Below are 17172 nucleotides of genomic sequence, written 5' to 3' on the forward strand. Positions count from 1 at the left end.
ACATCTTGACTTCAACACCACGACAGCGCCGCCGTTTCCTCCGCGTAGCGGCTTCGTCCAACCTGCTGCACAACGCGCTCGCCTATGCGCCGGCTGGCACGCCGGTCAGCATCGGGTTGGATCTGCGGCCCGACGACGAAGTCCGGTGGTGGGTCGAAAACGATGGCCAAGCACTGTCCGCCGAGCAGGTCGACAGGCTTTTTCAGCGCTTCAGCCGGGGCGAGCAGGGCGCCGCTCATTCAAGCAGCACCGGCCTCGGGCTGTACTACGTGCGTGTGGTCGCCGGCCGGCACGGGGGGGCTGCCGGCGTCGAGTGCGCTGCCGGCAGGATCAGGTTCTGGGTGAGTTTGCCGGGGCTGAACTCCGGCCGGCTGGCAGGTGGCGATGCACCGCCGGCCATACCCTTTGAGCGGCGCCGGTTTTGATCCGTGGCTGGCGGTGTTAAGCTAGCGCGAACTCGATCTACGGCACGCAACCATGATCGCGCCGCGCATAGACTCCGCTTTCGTACTGGGGGTCGCGTACCACCTCGTGGGGAGAAGGCCGATGGGCAAGGAAATTGGCAGCGACGGATTCACGGCGGACGACTTTGCACGCTTCAGCCGGCGGCTGGCTGGCGAGACGCGGCACGCGCACGATGCCTACGCCCGCGGCGAATTTGCCGCCGACGGTCCGGTGGCGGGTTTTGAGCTTGAGGCCTGGCTGATTGGCGAAGACCTCTTTCCGGTGCCGCGCAACGTGTCGTTTCTGGCGCGGCTGGCGAGCCCTCTGGTGGTGCCGGAGCTGTCGCGTTTCAACGTCGAGATCAACGGCACGCCGAGGCCACTGCGCGCCAAGGCGCTTTCACAACTGGAAGACGAACTCACGGCGACCTGGCAGCAGTGCCAGCGCGTTGCGCGCGAAGAGTCGGCCACGCTGATTGCCATCGGTACCTTGCCGACCGTCCGTGAGGGCGACCTGTCGCTGGCCAATATGTCGCCATGCAAGCGCTATGCAACGCTCAACGAGCAGATTCTCCGGCTGCGTGGCGGTCGGCCGCTGGTTCTCGACATTGCCGGCATCGACACCCTGCGCGCGACGCACGCCGACGTGATGCTCGAGGCGGCGACGACGTCCTTCCAGGTGCACCTGCAAACGCCAGCCAGCGAGGCGGCGCGGACCTACAACGCGTCGCTGATCCTCGCCGCGCCGCTGGTCGCGCTGGCTGCCAATTCACCGTTCCTCTTCGAGCGCGCGCTGTGGCACGAAACGCGCGTACCGCTGTTCGAACAGGCCGTCGACTGCTGCGACCCTGGACGCCCCGAGCACATGCGCGTCACCTTCGGGTCGGGCTATCTGGCGGCCGACCCGACTGCTTGCTTTGCCGAAAACCTGTCGTCGTATGCCGTCCTGCTGCCCGTCGAAGATACTGGGCCGGCGCACGCCTACGCTCATCTGCGCTTGCACAACGGGACCATCTGGCGCTGGAATCGGATGCTGATCGGCTTCGATGAAAAGGGCGCACCGCACTTGCGCGTCGAGCAGCGCGTCATGCCCGCCGGTCCCAGCGTCATCGACATGATCGCCAATGCCGCTTTCTACTATGGCGCGGTGCGCATCCTGGCGCGGCAGGCGGTGGCGCCTGAATCGCAGATCCCGTTCGCCGTCGCTCGCGACAACTTCTACCGTGCGGCGCGCGGTGGTCTGCAGGCGCCGCTGGTCTGGCTGGACGGCCGCCGTGCCACGGCCGTCGAGTTGCTCGAGAGCGAGTTGCTGCCGATGGCCCGTGCCGGACTGACCGAGCTCGACATCACCGCAGCCGACATCAGCCGCTACATGGATGTCATTGCAGCGCGCCTGCGGAGCCGCCAGAACGGGGCCGCCTGGCAACTGGCGCACTACGCGAAACACCATGACTTTTTCCGGCTCACCGCCGACTATCTTGAGCACCAGCGCCGTCTCATGCCTGTGCATGAGTGGCCTGTTTAAGTCCCTTTCGTTCATGCTGACCGTACTCGAAACACTGCCCAACCGTTTTCTCACCACTCCCGCCCGGGAACTGTATCGCCTGTTGCCAGGCCCGACGCTGATCCACCTGGCCGGGCGACGTGCGACACCGCTGTTCGTCTCCGCGCTCCTGCACGGCAACGAGGACAGCGGTGTCGTCGCGCTGCAGAGCGTCCTGCTCAACCATGCCCATCGCCCGTTGCCGCGGGCGCTGTCGATTCTGGTCGGCAACGTCGCTGCAGCGCGTGAGGGGCTCCGCCGGCTCGACCATCAGCCGGATTACAACCGCGTCTGGCCGGGCACCGACCGGCACGCCGACGCCCCCGAGCATGCGGCGATGAGCGAGGTCCATCGCCGCATGCAGGCCCGTGGTCTGTTCGCCAGCATCGATATCCACAACAACACCGGCATCAATCCACACTACTGCGTGGTCAACCGGCTTGATCAACCCGTTCTGCAGCTGGCCTTGCTCTTTTCGCGCACGGTGGTCTGGTTCCGCGGCCTGCCGGGGTCGCAGACGACCGCCTTCTCGCCGCTCTGCCCGGCGCTGACCGTCGAATGCGGCAAGCCCGGCTCGCCGGCCAACGAGGAGCACGCGGCGCGCTTCATCGAGGCTTGCCTGCATCTGGCGCAGTTTCCAGTACATGACGTGCATGAGCACGACATCGATCTCTATCACACGGTGGCGACGGTGCGCGTGCCGTCGGCGATTTCGTTCGACTTTGGCGGCGGCGCGCCGGCCGACATCCACTTCGACGAGCAGCTCGACCACATGAATTTCCGCCACCTCGACCCCGGTAGCGCGTTCGGGACGACGCGGCGGGAGTTCCCGCTCGACGTGCGCGACGAGAGCGGGCGTGACGTGGCGGCAGAGTTCTTCGACTGCAGCGGCGGCGTGATCCGGCTGCGGCGGGCGTCGACGCCGGCCATGCTGACGCTTGATGCGCGTGCGGTGCGGCAGGACTGCCTTTGCTATCTCATGGAGCGACTGCCGTTGCCGCAGCGCGAATCTGAAGCCGCTGCCCGCCCCTTGTGCGCCAGCCTGTAGGACCGCGTCTTGACCATTGGTCAGCCGCCAAGGACACGGTTTTTGCCTGACCGTTTGGCCAGGTACATGGCTTGGTCAGCCCGCGCGATAGCGTCCCCGCCCGACTCCTCGCTGGTCAGTTCGGCCACTCCGGCGCTGAAGGTGATCAGGATTTTCTCGTTGTTGGTCAGGAAAAAGCTCTTGGTCAGTTCCCGCTGCAAACGTTTTATCGCTTCGATTCCGTGGGCCAGAGCCGTGTCCGGCATCAGGATGACGAATTCTTCACCGCCGTAGCGCGCCAGGGTATCGATTGGCCGCATGTGCTGCTGGACCACCTTCACCAGATGGATCAGCGCCTCGTCACCGGTGGCGTGGCCCAGTCGGTCATTGAGCTTCTTGAAGTTGTCGACATCGAGCAAGGACAGGGACAAGGGAACGTTCTTGCGTCGAACGCTGGCGATCTCGCGGGCCAGCGCCTCGTCGAGTCCTCTGCGGTTGAGGGCGTCGGTCAAGGGGTCGTGGCGAGCCGACGCGCTCGCGTGGCGGAGGTCGTCATTCAGTCTGACGAGTTCGGCGTTGGTCGCCAGGACTCGTGTCTGCAGGTGCTCGATCTGAGCGCGAGCATGGCCGGTGTCTGCGGCCATGGCGTGGGTCGCATCGATCACCTGCTTCAACAGTGGCGCCAGGTCTTCTATCGCTCTGACCTCGGCAAGTTGCCGCGCGCTCTCCTCGAGGCCGGTCTGGAAAGCGGTACTGGACTGGTTCATCGCCGCCAGGTGATTGATGAACGCAGCCAACATCTGGCGTATCTCCGCCTGCGCTTCCAGGCTGCGTCGTCTTGCTGCGCGCTGGATGGCGATGACATCCTTCAGGCGGCGCTCGACGTCGTCCAGACGGCGCAGGGTGATAGGCGGTGCCACCGCCCTCATCAGAGTCTCGATCTGGCCATTGACGCATTGCTCATCGAGACTCAACTCGCCGATGTTCTCGATGATCAAATGCAGCAGTTTGAGCAGGGTGTGCTTGATTTCACTCTGTTCTTCGACGGCCAGGGAAGCTCTCTGGCTGAAGCTCGACAGCAGGAGCAGGAGTCCGGGCTGGTCGGCGAACGGGTCCTTGAGCGCGTTCAGGACGTCGCACGCCTGGTTGGACAAGCTGGCATCCTGGTCGCCCAGCAGGGGCAGCAGGGTCTCGATCAGGCGCGCGAGTCGGACCCGTAACTCGACGCTGATCTCAGGTGGCTGGTCGTTGGCCGACTCGGTCGGCGCGGCGGTGCCGTTGGCTATGCCGACCGTGTCGACGGTGGCGAGAGCGACGAGCGCCCGCTGGACGCCCTGCCAGCTCCGTTTGCCGATCGCCGCTTCAAGCTGCTCAATGGCCTGCTTCTGCCTTGGGCTCCTGACCGGGAAGGTGGTCGCCATCTGACGCAGTTGCGCCTCGGGAAAACCCGCGACGTTGGGTAATTGAGCGATCTCGTTGTAACAAGCCTGGTAATTGACCGGCGTCGGCGTCAGCTTGCGAACGATCAGTTGCTTGAGCGTTTCGCGGGCAATTTCAGAAGGGTTCGTGTGGTCGGCCATAAGCCGGCAGTTTACCGCGAGAAAGCTGCAAAATGTCGTAAATCAACAGGCAAGCGCCGCTCGCCGACGAGCAGAGTTGCGCCAGTGAGTCACGAGTCTCCCCTCTCGAGAATCCGGGAAGAGGTAAAATGGCCAAGGAGGAAATTCAGGCTGAACATGGGGAAACTCTTGCTGGCACCGATGGACGGTCTCGTCGACGACGTTCTGCGCGACGTGTTGACGCGTGTCGGTGGCTACGATCTGGCGGTGAGCGAGTTTGTCCGGGTGTCGGGCAACTTGCTGCCGCCGCGTGCTTTCCGCCGGATTTGTCCCGAACTTGCCAGCGGCAGTCGCACCGCCGCCGGGACGCCGGTCGCCGTCCAGCTTCTCGGCAGCGACCCGTTCTGTCTGGCCGAGAACGCGGCGCAACTGGCCGCGCTGGCACCGGCCGGCATCGATCTCAACTTTGGTTGCCCGGCGCCAACGGTCAATCGTCACGGAGGTGGAGCCAGCCTGCTCGCCGATCCTGAGCAGTTGCTGCGCATCGCTACCGCGGTGCGCCGCGCGATTCCGGCAGAAATCCCGTTCACGGCCAAGATGCGGCTGGGTATGCGCGACACGGCGAGAACGCTGGATTGTGCGCGGGCACTCGAAGCCGGCGGGGTCGTCGCGCTGGTCGTCCATGCGCGCACCCGGGCCGAAGGCTATCGACCGCCGGCGCACTGGGAATGGGTCGCCCGTATCGGCGAAGTGGTGCAGGGGCCGGTGACGGCGAACGGCGAAGTGTGGACGACCGGCGACTACGTCCGCTGCCGTTCCGAGAGCTGCAGCAAAGACGTGATGATCGGGCGTGGCGCCGTCGCCGATCCTTTCCTCGCCCGGCGCATTCGCGCGCTGGCGGCTGGCGAGGCGGTTGCCGAAGATCGTTCGGCGGACTGGCGCCGGCTGCAGCCGCTGCTGGCTTCCTACTGGCAGCAGGTGTGCGGCAAGGTCTCGGCCAGGCAGGCGCCGGGTCGGCTGAAGCTGTGGCTGGGTGCCTTGCGGCGCAACTTTGGCGAAGCAGATGCGTTGTTCCTGGCGATTCGCGCGCTGCGCGACGTCGATGAGGTGACGCGAGTTCTCCAACTGCATGGTGTACCCACGCTACCGGCGGTGGCCTGACCTGCGGTCGATGCACGGCAACTCCCGTCTACCAGCGAGCGCTCAGACCGGCCCCCACGAGCACCTCTCACTGCTCCTTGACCGCCATTCCCGATCGGTTTTTCGCAAGCCTTGCGCCGACTACAATCGGGTCGCGTTCACCGAGAGTTTTGAACGCTTTCAGCGTCTCGCGCCGGGTGCGCCATTGCTCCTCGATTCGTGCTGCGGAGTGGGTGAGAGCAGCTTCGTTCTCGCCGGCGAGTTCCCGGATCACTACGTGATCGGGGTGGACCAATCGGCGTCTCGCCTGGCGCGCCGCCGGTCGAGCGGTGCCGATCGGCCGCCAAATCTCGATCTGGTGCGTGCCGATGTCGTCGATTACTGGCGATTGTTGCACGACGCCGGTGTGCGGCTGGCTCGTCATTATCTGCTCTATCCCAACCCCTGGCCGAAGATTGGTCATCTGAGTCGCCGCTGGCATGGGCATCCGGTTTTTCCGGCGATGCTTGCCCTGGGTGGCGTACTCGAGTGTCGAAGCAACTGGCCGATCTACCTTGCCGAGCACTGTTTTGCCGTACAGCGATTGACGCAGCGGCCGGCCGTCTATCAGCCGTATCTTCCGGATCGTCCGATCACCCCGTTTGAGCGCAAGTACCTGGACTCCGGCCATCGCTTGTGGCGCGCGGTCATCGATCTGGCTTGAACAGGCCTAGCCGCCGCTGTACGAGCGGTAGGCCTGGTAAGCAGCGACCACCGCCAGCACCAGGAAGAAGGCGCCGCTGATCCGGTGTAGCAGGGCGAGCGGGATCTTCTGCAGGATGGTGCGACCCGCCAGGATCCCCAGTGCCGAGGTCGCCGCCAGGGCTGCCGTGGCGCCAAGCCAGACGGCTGCCGGCAGGTGCGTACTGCTCAAGGCAACGACCGCCAGTTGAGTCTTGTCGCCGAATTCGGCCACCGTCAGCAAGACGAAGGTGGTCAGGAAGATGTTGCGACCACTTTTCTCCTCGACCTCTTCGTCGTCGCCGTCGTCCGTCGCGCGCAAGGCGTGCAGGCCAAAGACGGCAAACAGAATGGCCACCGTCGCGCCGACCACGTATTCCGGCAGCCAACTGGCGATGGCGACGCCGAAAACCACGGCCAGTGTGTTCAGCACGCCAAAGGCGGCGAGGGCACCGAGCATGACCGGCATTGGCCGGTGCCGGGAGGCCAGAGTCATGCACACGAGCTGACTCTTGTCGCCGATTTCGGCTGCGGCAATCAAGGCAAGACTGGTCGCCGCGGTGGCCGAAAAATCGACCAGGTTGCCGTTGCCCAGCAAAGAGGCAAAGTGCGGCAGAAAATTCTGCGCGTTATCCATCGCGTGGTCTCCGGAAACATTCCTGGTCGGTCGCCGCAGCCATTGCCACGACGCGGGCGCCCCAGGCTGCTGGAAGCCGGCGAGTATAACCTCTGCGCGACGGGCAAGGAATATCCCGAAATCATTAATCAGCCCATTTCCGAAAAAAAAAGAAAAACGGCGTCAGGGGCATGAGCACCGACTATTCACAGGATTGCGGTCGACTGCTCGCTGTCTTCCGCCGGCTCAGGCATCGGGTTGATTCTGGCCGACCCAGATCAGTCCGTTGATATCGAAGCCCAGTTGCTGTGCCTTGGCCACCAGTTGCTCACGAACGTCGGCTGGCAGATTGCGCTCGCGGGCCAGAATCCAGAGATAGTCTCGGCTCGGACCAACGACCAGCGCCCAGCGGTAGTCGCGATCATCGAGCGCAGCGATGTGGTAGCCGCCATAAAAGGGACCAAAGAAGGAGACTTTCAGCGAGCCCAGTGTCGGTTCACCGATGAACAGCGCTTTGCCGACCGCTTCCTTCCATGCATCCTGGTCAGCACTGTAGCCACGGTTGATGACCTCGACACTGCCATCCGGGTTGCGGCGGTACTGCGCTGAGACATCGCTGAGGCCGCGTTCGAAGGAATGATCGAGGCGAGCGATCTCGTACCACTTGCCGAGGTAGCGTTCGAGCTGGAAGTTGCCGACCGGCGTGATGCCTTGCGGAATTTCGGTACATGCGGCGAGCATGACGACGAGTGCCGAGAACAACAGCTTGCGGAGAATGTACATGGCTTTGACCTTTGTTGACGAGAGTCAAGCCAGACAAGGATCTGCCGCCGTCGTTCGCCAGTGGCGCGGAGAATTGCCTTTTGGGCGGGTTCGTCGAGCTGTACGCAGTCGGGGTGATCGGGCTGCGGCGTGATAAAATTGACCGCTTATGGAACTCTTGATCAACGGTGAAAGCCGCCAATTCCCTTCGCCGCTGACGGTGACAGAACTCGTCGAGTCCCTGAACCATGCCGGCAAGCGGATCGCCGTCGAGCGCAACGGTGAAATCGTTGCCCGGGGGCGTCATGCAGAGACGGTGCTGGTGGATGGTGATCGGATCGAGATTGTCGTTGCCGTCGGTGGCGGCTGACCTCATTACGAAGCGAAACGCACATGCATCGTTCCCCACACAGCCTGACGATCGCTGGCCAGACCTATCGTTCGCGTCTTCTCGTCGGCACCGGCAAGTACAAGGACTTCGCCGAGACGCGGGCAGCCATCGATGCTTCGGGCGCCGAGATCGTCACCGTCGCCATTCGCCGCACCAACATCGGCCAGAACGCCGGCGAGCCGAATCTGCTCGACGTGCTGCCCCCTTCGCAATTCACCATTCTGCCCAACACGGCCGGCTGCTACACCGCTGTCGATGCCGTGCGCACGCTGCGCCTGGCACGCGAACTGCTCGACGGCCATCCGCTGTGCAAGCTGGAAGTGCTGGGTGACCCGGCCAACCTGTTTCCGAACATGCCGGAAACGCTCAAGGCAGCAGAGACACTGGTCAAGGACGGCTTCGCGGTGATGGTCTACTGCGCCGACGATCCGATCCAGGCGAGAATGCTCGAGGAGATCGGCTGCGTCGCGGTGATGCCGCTGGCCTCGCTGATCGGTTCCGGCATGGGCATCGTCAATCCGTGGAATCTGCGCCTGATCATCGACCAGGCGAAAGTTCCGGTGCTCGTCGACGCCGGCGTCGGTACCGCTTCCGATGCGGCGATCGCGATGGAACTCGGTTGCCACGGGGTGCTGATGAATACCGCCATCGCGCACGCCCGCGATCCGCTGCTGATGGCCAGCGCGATGAAGAAAGCCGTCGAGGCTGGCCGCGAGGCTTTCCTCGCTGGCCGCATGGCGCGCAAGTATTACTCGGCAGACCCGTCTTCGCCGACGGCAGGCCTGATCGGCTCGTAGCCGTGGACGGCGAGCACAGCGTGGCCACTGGCGGGCAGGCGGGACACCCCACCGCCGGTCAGGCGGGACACCCGATTCGCAGTTTCGTACTTCGCCAGGGTCGTGTTTCCAATGCCCAGCAGCGTTATCGGGCCGACCTGATGGGGACCATCGGCGTTCCCTATCGTGCGGCGAACGTCGATCTTGATGCGCTGTTCGGACGTCCGGCACCCAGAATTCTGGAAATCGGTTTCGGCATGGGCGAGACCTCGGCGGCGATTGCCGCCAGCCATCCTGAAAACGACTACCTGGGAATCGAAGTGCACACCCCCGGCGTCGGCAGTCTGTGCAAGCTGGTCGCCGAGTTGGGTTTGCACAATCAGCGCATCATTCAACACGATGCGGTCGAGGTACTGCGCGACATGATCGCGCCGGCGTCGCTCGCCGGCGTGCACATTTTCTTTCCCGATCCCTGGCCGAAAAAGCGCCACCACAAACGGCGCTTGCTGCAGCCACCCTTCGTCGCGCTGCTGGCCAGTCGGCTGCAGCCGGGCGGCATCGTCCACTGCGCCACCGACTGGCAAGACTATGCGCAGCAGATGCTGACCGTTCTGTCGGCCGAGGTGCTGTTCGAGAATACGGCGACTGGTTTCGCCCCACGCCCCGAGGATCGCCCGCAAACCAAATTCGAGCAACGTGGCCTGCGGCTCGGCAACGGGGTCTGGGATCTCGTCTTTCGGCGGCGGTGAGACTTACTCCAGCCGGAAAATGACCGGCAGGATCAGCTCGTGTGAGTGGGCCCAGTTAACTTTGCCCATCGCGTAAGCCGCTTTGATCGCTGCCTTGTCGAGGATCGGGTGACCGCTACTCGTGGCGACGCTGACTTCGGCAATGCTGCCATCGTCGCCGAGCGTCAGGATCAGGCGGACTTCGCCTTCGAGGCCGCGAGCGACGGCTTCCGGCGGGTAGTACAGGTGTGGCGACAATTTCCGCTGTGCGGCCTCGACCTCGCGTCGGACGTTTGTCTTGGCGACGGGCTGGCTGGCGCGTAGTGCGGGCGGGGCAGGGGGTGGCGGTTTGGCGGCCGCCGGTGCCTGGTTGACGGCGAGCGTGTTTTTCAGCAGAGCTTCGCCATCGCTGACCTGCGCTTGCGCCGGCAGGCGTAGCGACGCTTCAAGCGCTGGCTGCCGCGGTGGCCCGTTGGCCTTGAAGACGGGTGGCAGCAGCAGGCTGGCGTGCAGGGCGAGAGAGAGCGCGAGGGCAAGGATCAGACGGGACGGCATGGGCGTGACATTGTGAACGAAAACCGTGGCCGATGGAGAATGTAGCCTACCCGTAGATCCTTCAGGCTCATGCCTGAATTGGAAAATACTGATGTCGGGATGGAGAATAGCAGTGAGACATTTGCTCGGCAGGCTTGACGGATGGCTGTTGATCGCCTTCTGGCTGCTCGCCGGACCGGCCTGGGGACAAGCACCGGCGCCGGATCCGATCACCTTTGAATATGCGATCGAGCGCGGCGACCTGCGCAAGGTCAAGGGCTGGCTCGACGAGGGACTCAATCCGGAGTACCAGGCGGCGCACATCGGCAGCGGGCTGATGGTCGCCGCCTGGTATGGCCACGTCGAGCTGATGGCGCTGTTCGTCGAGCGCGGAGCCGACGTGCGGCGCAGCAACCGTAACGGCGAACAGGCGCTGCAACTGGCCGCCTGGGGCGGACATCAGGAAGCCGTCAAATGGCTCCTCGAGCACGGCGCGCCGCTCGACCGGCAGGGCAACCAGTGGGGAGCGCTTCATTACGCAGTGTTCAATGGTCACGCGCAGGTGGTCGCCGATCTGATGGCTCGTGGGGCCAACGTCAATGCTCGCTCGCCGAACGGGTCGACGCCGTTGATGATGGCCGCGCGCGAAGGTCGCGATGCCCTGGCGCGGGTGCTGCTCGAAGCAGGTGCCAATTCCAGGCTGCAGAGCGACTGGGGTGATACCGCCCTGACCATGGCCATGCGCTACGACCATTTGCGCCTGGCGAAGATGATCGCCTCGCCCGAAGAGTTCGACATTGCGGTCAAGGCACCGAAGGAGAGCCTTGGCGAGGAGAGTCGCTCGGCGTCGGTACCCCCCGAGATCGAGGAACTGATGAGACAGATCCGGGCTGCCGAAGCCGAGGGCCGTCCTAGCGAAGATCTGCACAAGAAGCTGCTCGCCGCAGTCAATGCCATGCGCCGCGCCAGTGCAGCGCCCGCTGTTCAGCGGCCGATGCCGCGTCCCTATCAGCCGCGCTCGATGGTCATCACCGCCCGGCGTGGACAGCCCGGAGCCGAGCGCGCGCAGTTGATGGTCGACGGCAAGCCCGCTGGCCAGGCAGTTGCGTCACCGGCGCCAAGCCCTTCATCTGCCACCGCTGTAAAAGCGGCGATTCCGGGAACGCCCGCGAAGGCGCGCAACCTGGCGGCTGCGCAGGCGTCCGATCTGCTTCGCCAGATACGCCTTGCCGAAGCGCAGGGGCGCCCGGCCGACGCGCTCCGCCAACAGCTCTACCAGGCGGTCGAGGCGATGAAACCGTAGACGCTGTGCGGCGGCTCGCTTGGCTGGCGCTAGCGGCGGCGTCAAGCTCGCTCGACCAGAAAGCGCTGCAGGAGTTGATTGAGAAAGCGTCGACCACGATCACTGGGCGCGATGTGCTGCCGGTGGCGCTCGATGAGGCCGTCGTCTTCTGCCTGGCGCAGTTGATTTTCGATGCTGAACAGCGACCGCGCGGTGCGCGATTCGAATAACGACGCGTCGAAGCCGTCGATCAGGCGCAGGGCGTTGAGCATGAATTCGAACGGCAGATCGGCGGCGTCGACGGCGAACTCTTCCTGCACCGGCTGGCCGGCCGCGGCCTGGGCCAGGTATTGTTCGGGCCGCTTCCAGCGCATCTGGCGCAGGACGCGATCGTGCAGGGTCAGCTTGCTGTGCGCGCCCGCGCCGATACCCAGGTAGTCGCCGAATTGCCAGTAATTGAGGTTGTGCTGGCACTGATGGCCGGCCTGGGCAAAAGCCGACGTTTCGTAATGGCGGTAGCCGGCCGCCGCCAGCTTTGCCTCGATGCCGTCCTGCATGTCGGCACAGGCGTCGGCGTCGGGCAGTACGGGCGGCCTGGCGGCAAAGGCGGTGTTGGCTTCGATCGTCAGTTGATAGCAGGAAAGGTGCGCGGGCGCGTAGGAAAGCGCCGTGTCGAGGTCAGCAAGCGCCTCGGCGAGCGTCTGCTCGGGCAGGCCGTACATCAGATCGAGATTGAAATTGTCGAAGTGGCTGGCCGCCATCCCGATCGCCCGGCGGGCGTCATGATCGTCGTGGATGCGGCCAAGCGCCTTGAGGTGCTTTGCGTTGAAGCTCTGGATGCCGAGCGACAGGCGGTTCACTCCGGCGGCGCGAAAGGCTGCGAATTTGCCGCTTTCGACCGTCCCCGGGTTGGCTTCCAGGGTGATTTCGGCACTTGGCAGCAAGGGCAGGCGGCTGCGCAAGGCGGCCAGAAGTTCATCGACGGCTTCGCCCGAAAGCAGGCTGGGTGTCCCGCCGCCGAAGAAAATGCTGTCAACCCGGCGCCCCCAGACCAGAGGCAGTGCCGATTCCAGGTCACCGATCAGCGCCGCAAGGTAGTCGCTTTCGGGGATCGCCGCAGTGCCTCGCTCGTTACTGCCGTGGCTATGAAAGTCGCCCAAGCGCAGCGCGTGCGAGTTGAAATCGCAGTAGGGACACTTCTGTACGCACCACGGAACGTGGATGTAGAGCGCCAGCGGCGGCGGGCTGCTGAAGCGCACGCCGGTGCCGGCAGGCGATGGCAGTCGCTGCGCTGGCAGCAGAGGAATGATCGTTCGGCGCCGGCTGTCCGCCATCAGCGAGGCGCGTGCAGGCGCCCGAGGCGGGCGACCAGGCAGCCGAGCGCCTGGCCACGATGCGAGCGGCGGTTTTTCTCGGCGGGGTCGAGTTCGGCGGCGCTCTTGTCCAGCTCGCGGACGTAGAACAGCGGGTCATAGCCAAAGCCATCGTCGCCGCGGGCGGCGGACAGGATCTCGCCTGGCCATTCGCCTTCGGCGATGATCGGCTGCGGGTCGTCGGCGTGACGAACAAAGACGATGACCGAGACGAAATGCGCGCCGCGTTCACTGCTCGCGCCGAGTTCGGCCAACAGCTTCTGGTTGTTGCGGGCATCGGATTTCGGCTCGCCCGCGTAGCGCGCTGACTGGACTCCCGGGGCGCCGCCGAAGGCGTCCACACACAGCCCCGAGTCATCGGCCAGCGCGGGCAGACCGGTCAGGCGCGAGGCATGGCGAGCCTTCGCCAGCGCATTCTCGACGAAAGTGCAGTGCGGCTCCTCGGCCTCGGGAACACCGAGTTGTCCCTGAGGAACGAGTTCCCAGCCGAGCGGCGCGAGAATCGCGTCGAGTTCCTTGAGCTTCTTGACGTTGTTTGAGGCCAGGACGAGTTTCATGAGGCAAGGGTCGCTTTTTGTTGAGCGATCAGTTGGCCGATGCCGATCTCCGCCAGGTCGAGCAACTGGTTCATTTGAGTGCGCGTGAAAGGGTCGCCTTCAGCCGTGCCCTGAATCTCGACGAAGCCTCCGCTACCGGTCATCACGACGTTCATGTCGGTGTCGCAGTTGGCATCTTCGGCGTAGTCGAGGTCAACAACCGCCAGGCCCTGGTGGATGCCGACCGAGATGGCGGCGACATGATCAGCAATCGGGTTGGCGGTGATCTTGCCGTCGCTCAGGAGTTGGGTGCAGGCATCGTTGAGCGCCAGCCAGGCGCCGGTGATGGCCGCACAACGCGTGCCGCCGTCAGCCTGCAGGACGTCACAGTCGAGTGTGATCTGGCGTTCGCCGAGTACCTGGAGATTGGTCACCGCGCGCAAGGCGCGACCGATCAGGCGCTGGATTTCCTGGGTGCGCCCGCTCTGCTTGCCTTTGGCCGCTTCCCGGCTGCTGCGGGTGTGCGTCGAGCGCGGCAGCATGCCATATTCGGCAGTGACCCAGCCCTGTCCCTTGCCGCGCAGAAAAGGCGGAACCGAATTTTCGACGCTGGCCGTGCACAGCACGTGCGTATCGCCGATTTCGATCAGCACAGAGCCTTCGGCGTGGCGTGTGAAGTGGCGCGTAATGCGTACCTCGCGTACCTGGGAGGCTTGACGGTGGCTGGGGCGCATGGCGATTCCTATCGGGTGTACTTCTGGATGGTTGAGCGAATCTCTTCGATGGCACGTTCGATTTCATCGTCGGTGAGTTCGGTCTTGTGGCTTGGGTGGCGCCCGAACTCTTCGAGTTTGGTGGTCACCGTGTCGCGGGGCATCGTCCGCGTGGTGATCACGCTGTTGCCGCCACTGCTGCCATCGGAGTAGCTATCTTCCCAGCGGACGGCGATCATCGACAGATTGTCGGCATGCGGGCCGCCTCGTGCTTCGGCCTGGCCAAGCAACTGGGGCACGGCGCGCACCAGATCGGCGGTCCTCAGGGCGACCGCCATCAGGTCGCCGGACAAACCGCTCCAGACGCCGTCAGTGCATAGCACCAGCACGTCTTGGGCGTCCAGCGTCGTTTTGTGGGAAAAAGTGATCTCCGGCGTCTGCTGGCCACCCAGGCAGCCGTAGATCTTGTTGCGGTCAGGGTGTCCGAGCACCTGCTCTTCAGTGATCACACCCTGATCGACCAGCAAGCGCACGCGCGAGTGATCTCTGGTTTGCGCCAGCACTTTGCCATTGCGCAGCAGGTACAGGCGTGAATCACCCGAGTGGGCCCAGTAGGCGACGTTGCTTTGCACGATGCAGGCGACGCAGGTGGTGCGTGGCGAGTCCTGCAGATGATGCGTGCTGGCAAAGTCCAGGATCCCGCGGTGCGCATTGAGCATCCCTTTCTGGAGGAACATGAAGGGGTCTCGAATCCGCGGGTTGAACTCGCTCTTGAAAGCCTCGGTCAGTGTCTGCACGGCGATCTGTGCCGCCACTTCCCCGTAGTAGTGCCCCCCCATGCCGTCGGCAATGACCATCAACAGCGCATCGCGCGAATAGCAGTGCGCCAGGCGGTCTTCGTTGTTGGCCCGCTTGCCGGTGCGGGTTTCCTGATAGATAGTGAATTTCATTCGTCCTTCTACTTCTTGATCTTGCCGACCATCTGGTTCAGCCAGGTTTTCTTCTCTGCGGGAGTCGGCGCGACGACTGCCTCGGTCAACGCTTTCTGCAGCGCCAGGACACTCTGCGGGCGGCCGCGCGGGTGCAGGTTGAGGCACTGGTCAATCGTCTCCAGCAACTGGTCGGAGTACTTGCCTTCCCAACGAATCATTGCCGGGATCAGGCAATCACGCTCGATTCGGCTGTCGGCGGCTTGTGGCGTATCGCCAGAAATGCAGGCATACATCGACGCGCCGACACTGTAGATGTCGGTCCATGGGCCGAGCAGCTCGCGCTGCTGTTTGTAGTGCTCGGGAGACGCGAAGCCCGGAGTGTACATCGGCTTGAGCATTGGCGTGTCGCAAACCAGGGTCTGGCGGGCCGCGCCGAAGTCGATCAGCACCGGCATCTGGCTGTTGCGCATGTAAATGTTTGACGGCTTGAGGTCGAGATGCAGCAGCCGATGCGCATGCACCTCGCGCAGACCGTTGAGCATCTTGGTAAACACATTGCGGATGAAGTTCTCGGTGACCACCGATCGGTTGGTCTGGATTATCTCCTGCAGCGTACAGCCCTGTTCGTACTCCATGACCATGTAAACCGTGCCGTTGGTGCGAAAGAAATTGAGCACCTTGATGACGTTCCGGTGATCAAGGCCGGCCAACGCCCGACCTTCCTCGAAAAAGCATTTCATGCCGTAGGTAAAAGAGGCCCGGTGCTCGTCCGGGATGATCGGCGCGGTCTGACCTTCGGCACGCAAAGCCAGCGTGTTCGGCAGGTACTCCTTGATCGCGACATGCTGCTCATGACTGTCGGTGGCCACGTAGACGATCGAAAAGCCGCCCAGCGACAGCCGGCGCTCTATGCAATACTCGTCGAGCTTGAAGCCGGCTGGAAGGGGGCAGTTCGGGGGGCTGTTGACTTGTTGCGCCATCACAGTCAGATCTATCATAGGGGCATGCAGCCATTGTCGGGTGTTTTTGGGTGATCTGTAAAGCCGGTTGCCGATTTGCCGACGCTCACCAGTCAGGATTCAGATGATCTACAGCATGACCGGCTATGCCGCCAGGACGCGGGGCGTCAAGGGTGGCGCACTTTACCTTGAGCTGAAAAGCGTCAATTCCCGCTATCTTGATTGCCAGTTTCGAATCTGTGATGCCCTGCGCAACGTCGAACCGGCGTTGCGCGAGTTGATCAGTGCGCGGCTCAGTCGCGGCAAACTGGAATGCCGGCTGAACTTTGTTCCGGCCGATTCCAGTGCGCAGCCACAGCGTCTCAACGCCGACCTGCTCAGCCGCCTGCAGTGCTTCGACGCCGAGGTCCGCCGCGTGATGCCCCTCGCCGCGGCACTGACGGTCAATGATGTGCTGCACTGGCCGGGTATCTTCGGCGATGATGCGCTCGACGTCGACGCCCTTTCACCGACCTGTCTGGCCCTGGCCAGCGAGGCGCTCGACGACTTCACCGCCAGTCGGGCGCGCGAGGGCGAGAAACTGGCTGAGGTTATACGCGAAAAGCTTGCCCGCACGCGTGCCTTGGTGTGCGAAGTCGGGCCGCGCATTCCGGCGGCCCAGGCGGCTTTCAACGAGAAGCTGAGGCAGCGTCTGCTGGAGGCCGTCGAGACCGCGGGCGACGAGCGAATCCGTCAGGAGGTGGCCGTTTTTGCCGCTCGCATCGATGTCGCCGAGGAACTGGCGCGACTATCGACCCATCTCGATGAAGTCGAGCGCGTGCTGAAGACCGGCGGCGCAAGCGGCAAGCGCCTCGATTTTCTGATGCAGGAACTCAATCGCGAAGCCAACACGCTCGCTTCCAAATCGCTGGTTTCGGAGATTTCGCAGACGGCGATCGAGTTCAAGCTGCTGATCGAACAGATGCGCGAGCAGGTGCAGAATCTGGAATGATGAATCAGGGTGTGTCAGGACATGCAGAACCTGAGAAAAATCATTGAAATATCTGCGGTTAGCTTCTCCCGACGTTGCATGACAAATCAGGACAGCGCACAATAAGTGTGCACCACCATGTGCACCCAGTGGTGCACATTATGCCAA

General features: G+C 63.7%; 19 protein-coding genes. 10 read left to right on the plus strand and 9 right to left on the minus strand.

Annotated features, from left to right (window positions below; translation table 11 throughout):
- From ACCAA_RS14905 to ACCAA_RS14915, 3 genes are all read left to right on the plus strand, one after another.
- Positions 1–425: sensor histidine kinase (locus ACCAA_RS14905; protein WP_222104813.1), on the plus strand; the 425-nt coding region annotated here is incomplete at its 5' end.
- Positions 426–546: 121 nt separating this feature from the next.
- Positions 547–1968: a glutamate-cysteine ligase family protein gene (locus ACCAA_RS14910; protein WP_186408042.1), complete on the plus strand. Its 1422-nt coding sequence runs from the start codon at positions 547–549 to the stop codon at positions 1966–1968.
- Positions 1952–3034 carry a M14 family metallopeptidase gene (locus ACCAA_RS14915; RefSeq protein WP_342674061.1) on the plus strand — a complete coding sequence of 361 codons (1083 nt, stop codon included), beginning with the start codon at positions 1952–1954 and terminating at the stop codon, positions 3032–3034. The genes ACCAA_RS14910 and ACCAA_RS14915 overlap by 17 nt, the downstream gene beginning before the upstream one ends.
- A gap of 20 nt (positions 3035–3054) precedes the next feature.
- Here the strand turns inward: ACCAA_RS14915 and ACCAA_RS14920 are convergent, their stop codons facing one another.
- Positions 3055–4593, minus strand: a complete 1539-nt coding sequence (locus tag ACCAA_RS14920) for a GGDEF domain-containing protein (RefSeq protein WP_186408043.1) — start codon at positions 4591–4593, stop codon at positions 3055–3057.
- A gap of 156 nt (positions 4594–4749) precedes the next feature.
- On the opposite strand from ACCAA_RS14920, the gene ACCAA_RS14925 reads away from it, so the two are divergent.
- Positions 4750–5733 (plus strand): tRNA dihydrouridine synthase, encoded by a 984-nt coding sequence (locus ACCAA_RS14925; RefSeq protein ID WP_186408044.1) that lies wholly within the window; start codon positions 4750–4752, stop codon positions 5731–5733.
- A gap of 10 nt (positions 5734–5743) precedes the next feature.
- Positions 5744–6415 (plus strand): tRNA (guanine(46)-N(7))-methyltransferase TrmB, encoded by a 672-nt coding sequence (trmB, locus tag ACCAA_RS14930; protein WP_186408045.1) that lies wholly within the window; start codon positions 5744–5746, stop codon positions 6413–6415.
- A gap of 6 nt (positions 6416–6421) precedes the next feature.
- Here trmB (ACCAA_RS14930) and ACCAA_RS14935 read toward each other — a convergent pair whose 3' ends face one another.
- Together ACCAA_RS14935 and ACCAA_RS14940 are read right to left on the minus strand one after the other, a co-directional pair.
- Positions 6422–7069, minus strand: coding sequence for a TMEM165/GDT1 family protein (locus ACCAA_RS14935; protein ID WP_186408046.1), 648 nt, complete (start codon positions 7067–7069; stop codon positions 6422–6424).
- Between the two features lie 225 nt (positions 7070–7294).
- Entirely contained in the window at positions 7295–7831 is a 537-nt protein-coding gene (locus tag ACCAA_RS14940) for a lipocalin family protein (protein WP_186408047.1), read from the minus strand.
- 148 nt (positions 7832–7979) lie between these two features.
- On the opposite strand from ACCAA_RS14940, the gene thiS reads away from it, so the two are divergent.
- From thiS to trmB (ACCAA_RS14955), 3 genes are read left to right on the plus strand one after another with little or no spacing between them, the layout of a single operon-like run.
- The gene (gene thiS, locus ACCAA_RS14945; protein WP_186408048.1) at positions 7980–8180 is read left to right on the plus strand and encodes a sulfur carrier protein ThiS; all 201 of its coding nucleotides are present in this window, start codon (positions 7980–7982) and stop codon (positions 8178–8180) included.
- Positions 8181–8203: 23 nt separating this feature from the next.
- Positions 8204–8998: a thiazole synthase gene (locus ACCAA_RS14950; protein WP_186408049.1), complete on the plus strand. Its 795-nt coding sequence runs from the start codon at positions 8204–8206 to the stop codon at positions 8996–8998.
- 20 nt (positions 8999–9018) lie between these two features.
- Positions 9019–9726: a tRNA (guanosine(46)-N7)-methyltransferase TrmB gene (gene trmB, locus ACCAA_RS14955; protein ID WP_245754591.1), complete on the plus strand. Its 708-nt coding sequence runs from the start codon at positions 9019–9021 to the stop codon at positions 9724–9726.
- A 3-nt stretch (positions 9727–9729) separates the two neighbouring features.
- Here trmB (ACCAA_RS14955) and ACCAA_RS14960 read toward each other — a convergent pair whose 3' ends face one another.
- The gene (locus ACCAA_RS14960) at positions 9730–10260 is read right to left on the minus strand and encodes an energy transducer TonB (RefSeq protein ID WP_186408051.1); all 531 of its coding nucleotides are present in this window, start codon (positions 10258–10260) and stop codon (positions 9730–9732) included.
- Between the two features lie 112 nt (positions 10261–10372).
- Here ACCAA_RS14960 and ACCAA_RS14965 point away from each other — a divergent pair, with 112 nt between their 5' ends.
- On the plus strand, positions 10373–11542 hold the full coding sequence (locus tag ACCAA_RS14965; protein ID WP_186408052.1) for an ankyrin repeat domain-containing protein: 1170 nt from the start codon (positions 10373–10375) through the stop codon (positions 11540–11542).
- Positions 11543–11583: 41 nt separating this feature from the next.
- On the opposite strand, the gene hemW is transcribed toward ACCAA_RS14965, so the two are convergent.
- From hemW to ACCAA_RS14990, 5 genes are read right to left on the minus strand one after another with little or no spacing between them, the layout of a single operon-like run.
- Positions 11584–12855, minus strand: coding sequence for a radical SAM family heme chaperone HemW (gene hemW, locus ACCAA_RS14970; protein WP_186408053.1), 1272 nt, complete (start codon positions 12853–12855; stop codon positions 11584–11586).
- Positions 12855–13451: an RdgB/HAM1 family non-canonical purine NTP pyrophosphatase gene (gene rdgB, locus ACCAA_RS14975; protein ID WP_186408054.1), complete on the minus strand. Its 597-nt coding sequence runs from the start codon at positions 13449–13451 to the stop codon at positions 12855–12857. Before rdgB ends, hemW begins: the two co-directional genes overlap by 1 nt.
- Positions 13448–14164: a ribonuclease PH gene (gene rph, locus ACCAA_RS14980; RefSeq protein WP_186408055.1), complete on the minus strand. Its 717-nt coding sequence runs from the start codon at positions 14162–14164 to the stop codon at positions 13448–13450. The genes rdgB and rph overlap by 4 nt, the downstream gene beginning before the upstream one ends.
- 8 nt (positions 14165–14172) lie before the next feature.
- Positions 14173–15093: a PP2C family protein-serine/threonine phosphatase gene (locus tag ACCAA_RS14985; RefSeq protein ID WP_186408056.1), complete on the minus strand. Its 921-nt coding sequence runs from the start codon at positions 15091–15093 to the stop codon at positions 14173–14175.
- 8 nt (positions 15094–15101) lie between these two features.
- The gene (locus ACCAA_RS14990) at positions 15102–16055 is read right to left on the minus strand and encodes a serine/threonine protein kinase (protein WP_186408070.1); all 954 of its coding nucleotides are present in this window, start codon (positions 16053–16055) and stop codon (positions 15102–15104) included.
- A 103-nt stretch (positions 16056–16158) separates the two neighbouring features.
- Between ACCAA_RS14990 and ACCAA_RS14995 the strand changes: the two genes are divergently transcribed.
- A complete protein-coding gene (locus ACCAA_RS14995; protein WP_186408057.1) occupies positions 16159–17025 on the plus strand; it encodes a YicC/YloC family endoribonuclease in 867 nt (288 codons plus the stop codon).
- The last annotated feature ends 147 nt before the right edge of the window (positions 17026–17172 follow it).

This window comes from Candidatus Accumulibacter aalborgensis (assembly GCF_900089955.1).
Classification (GTDB): Bacteria; Pseudomonadota; Gammaproteobacteria; order Burkholderiales; family Rhodocyclaceae; genus Accumulibacter; species Accumulibacter aalborgensis.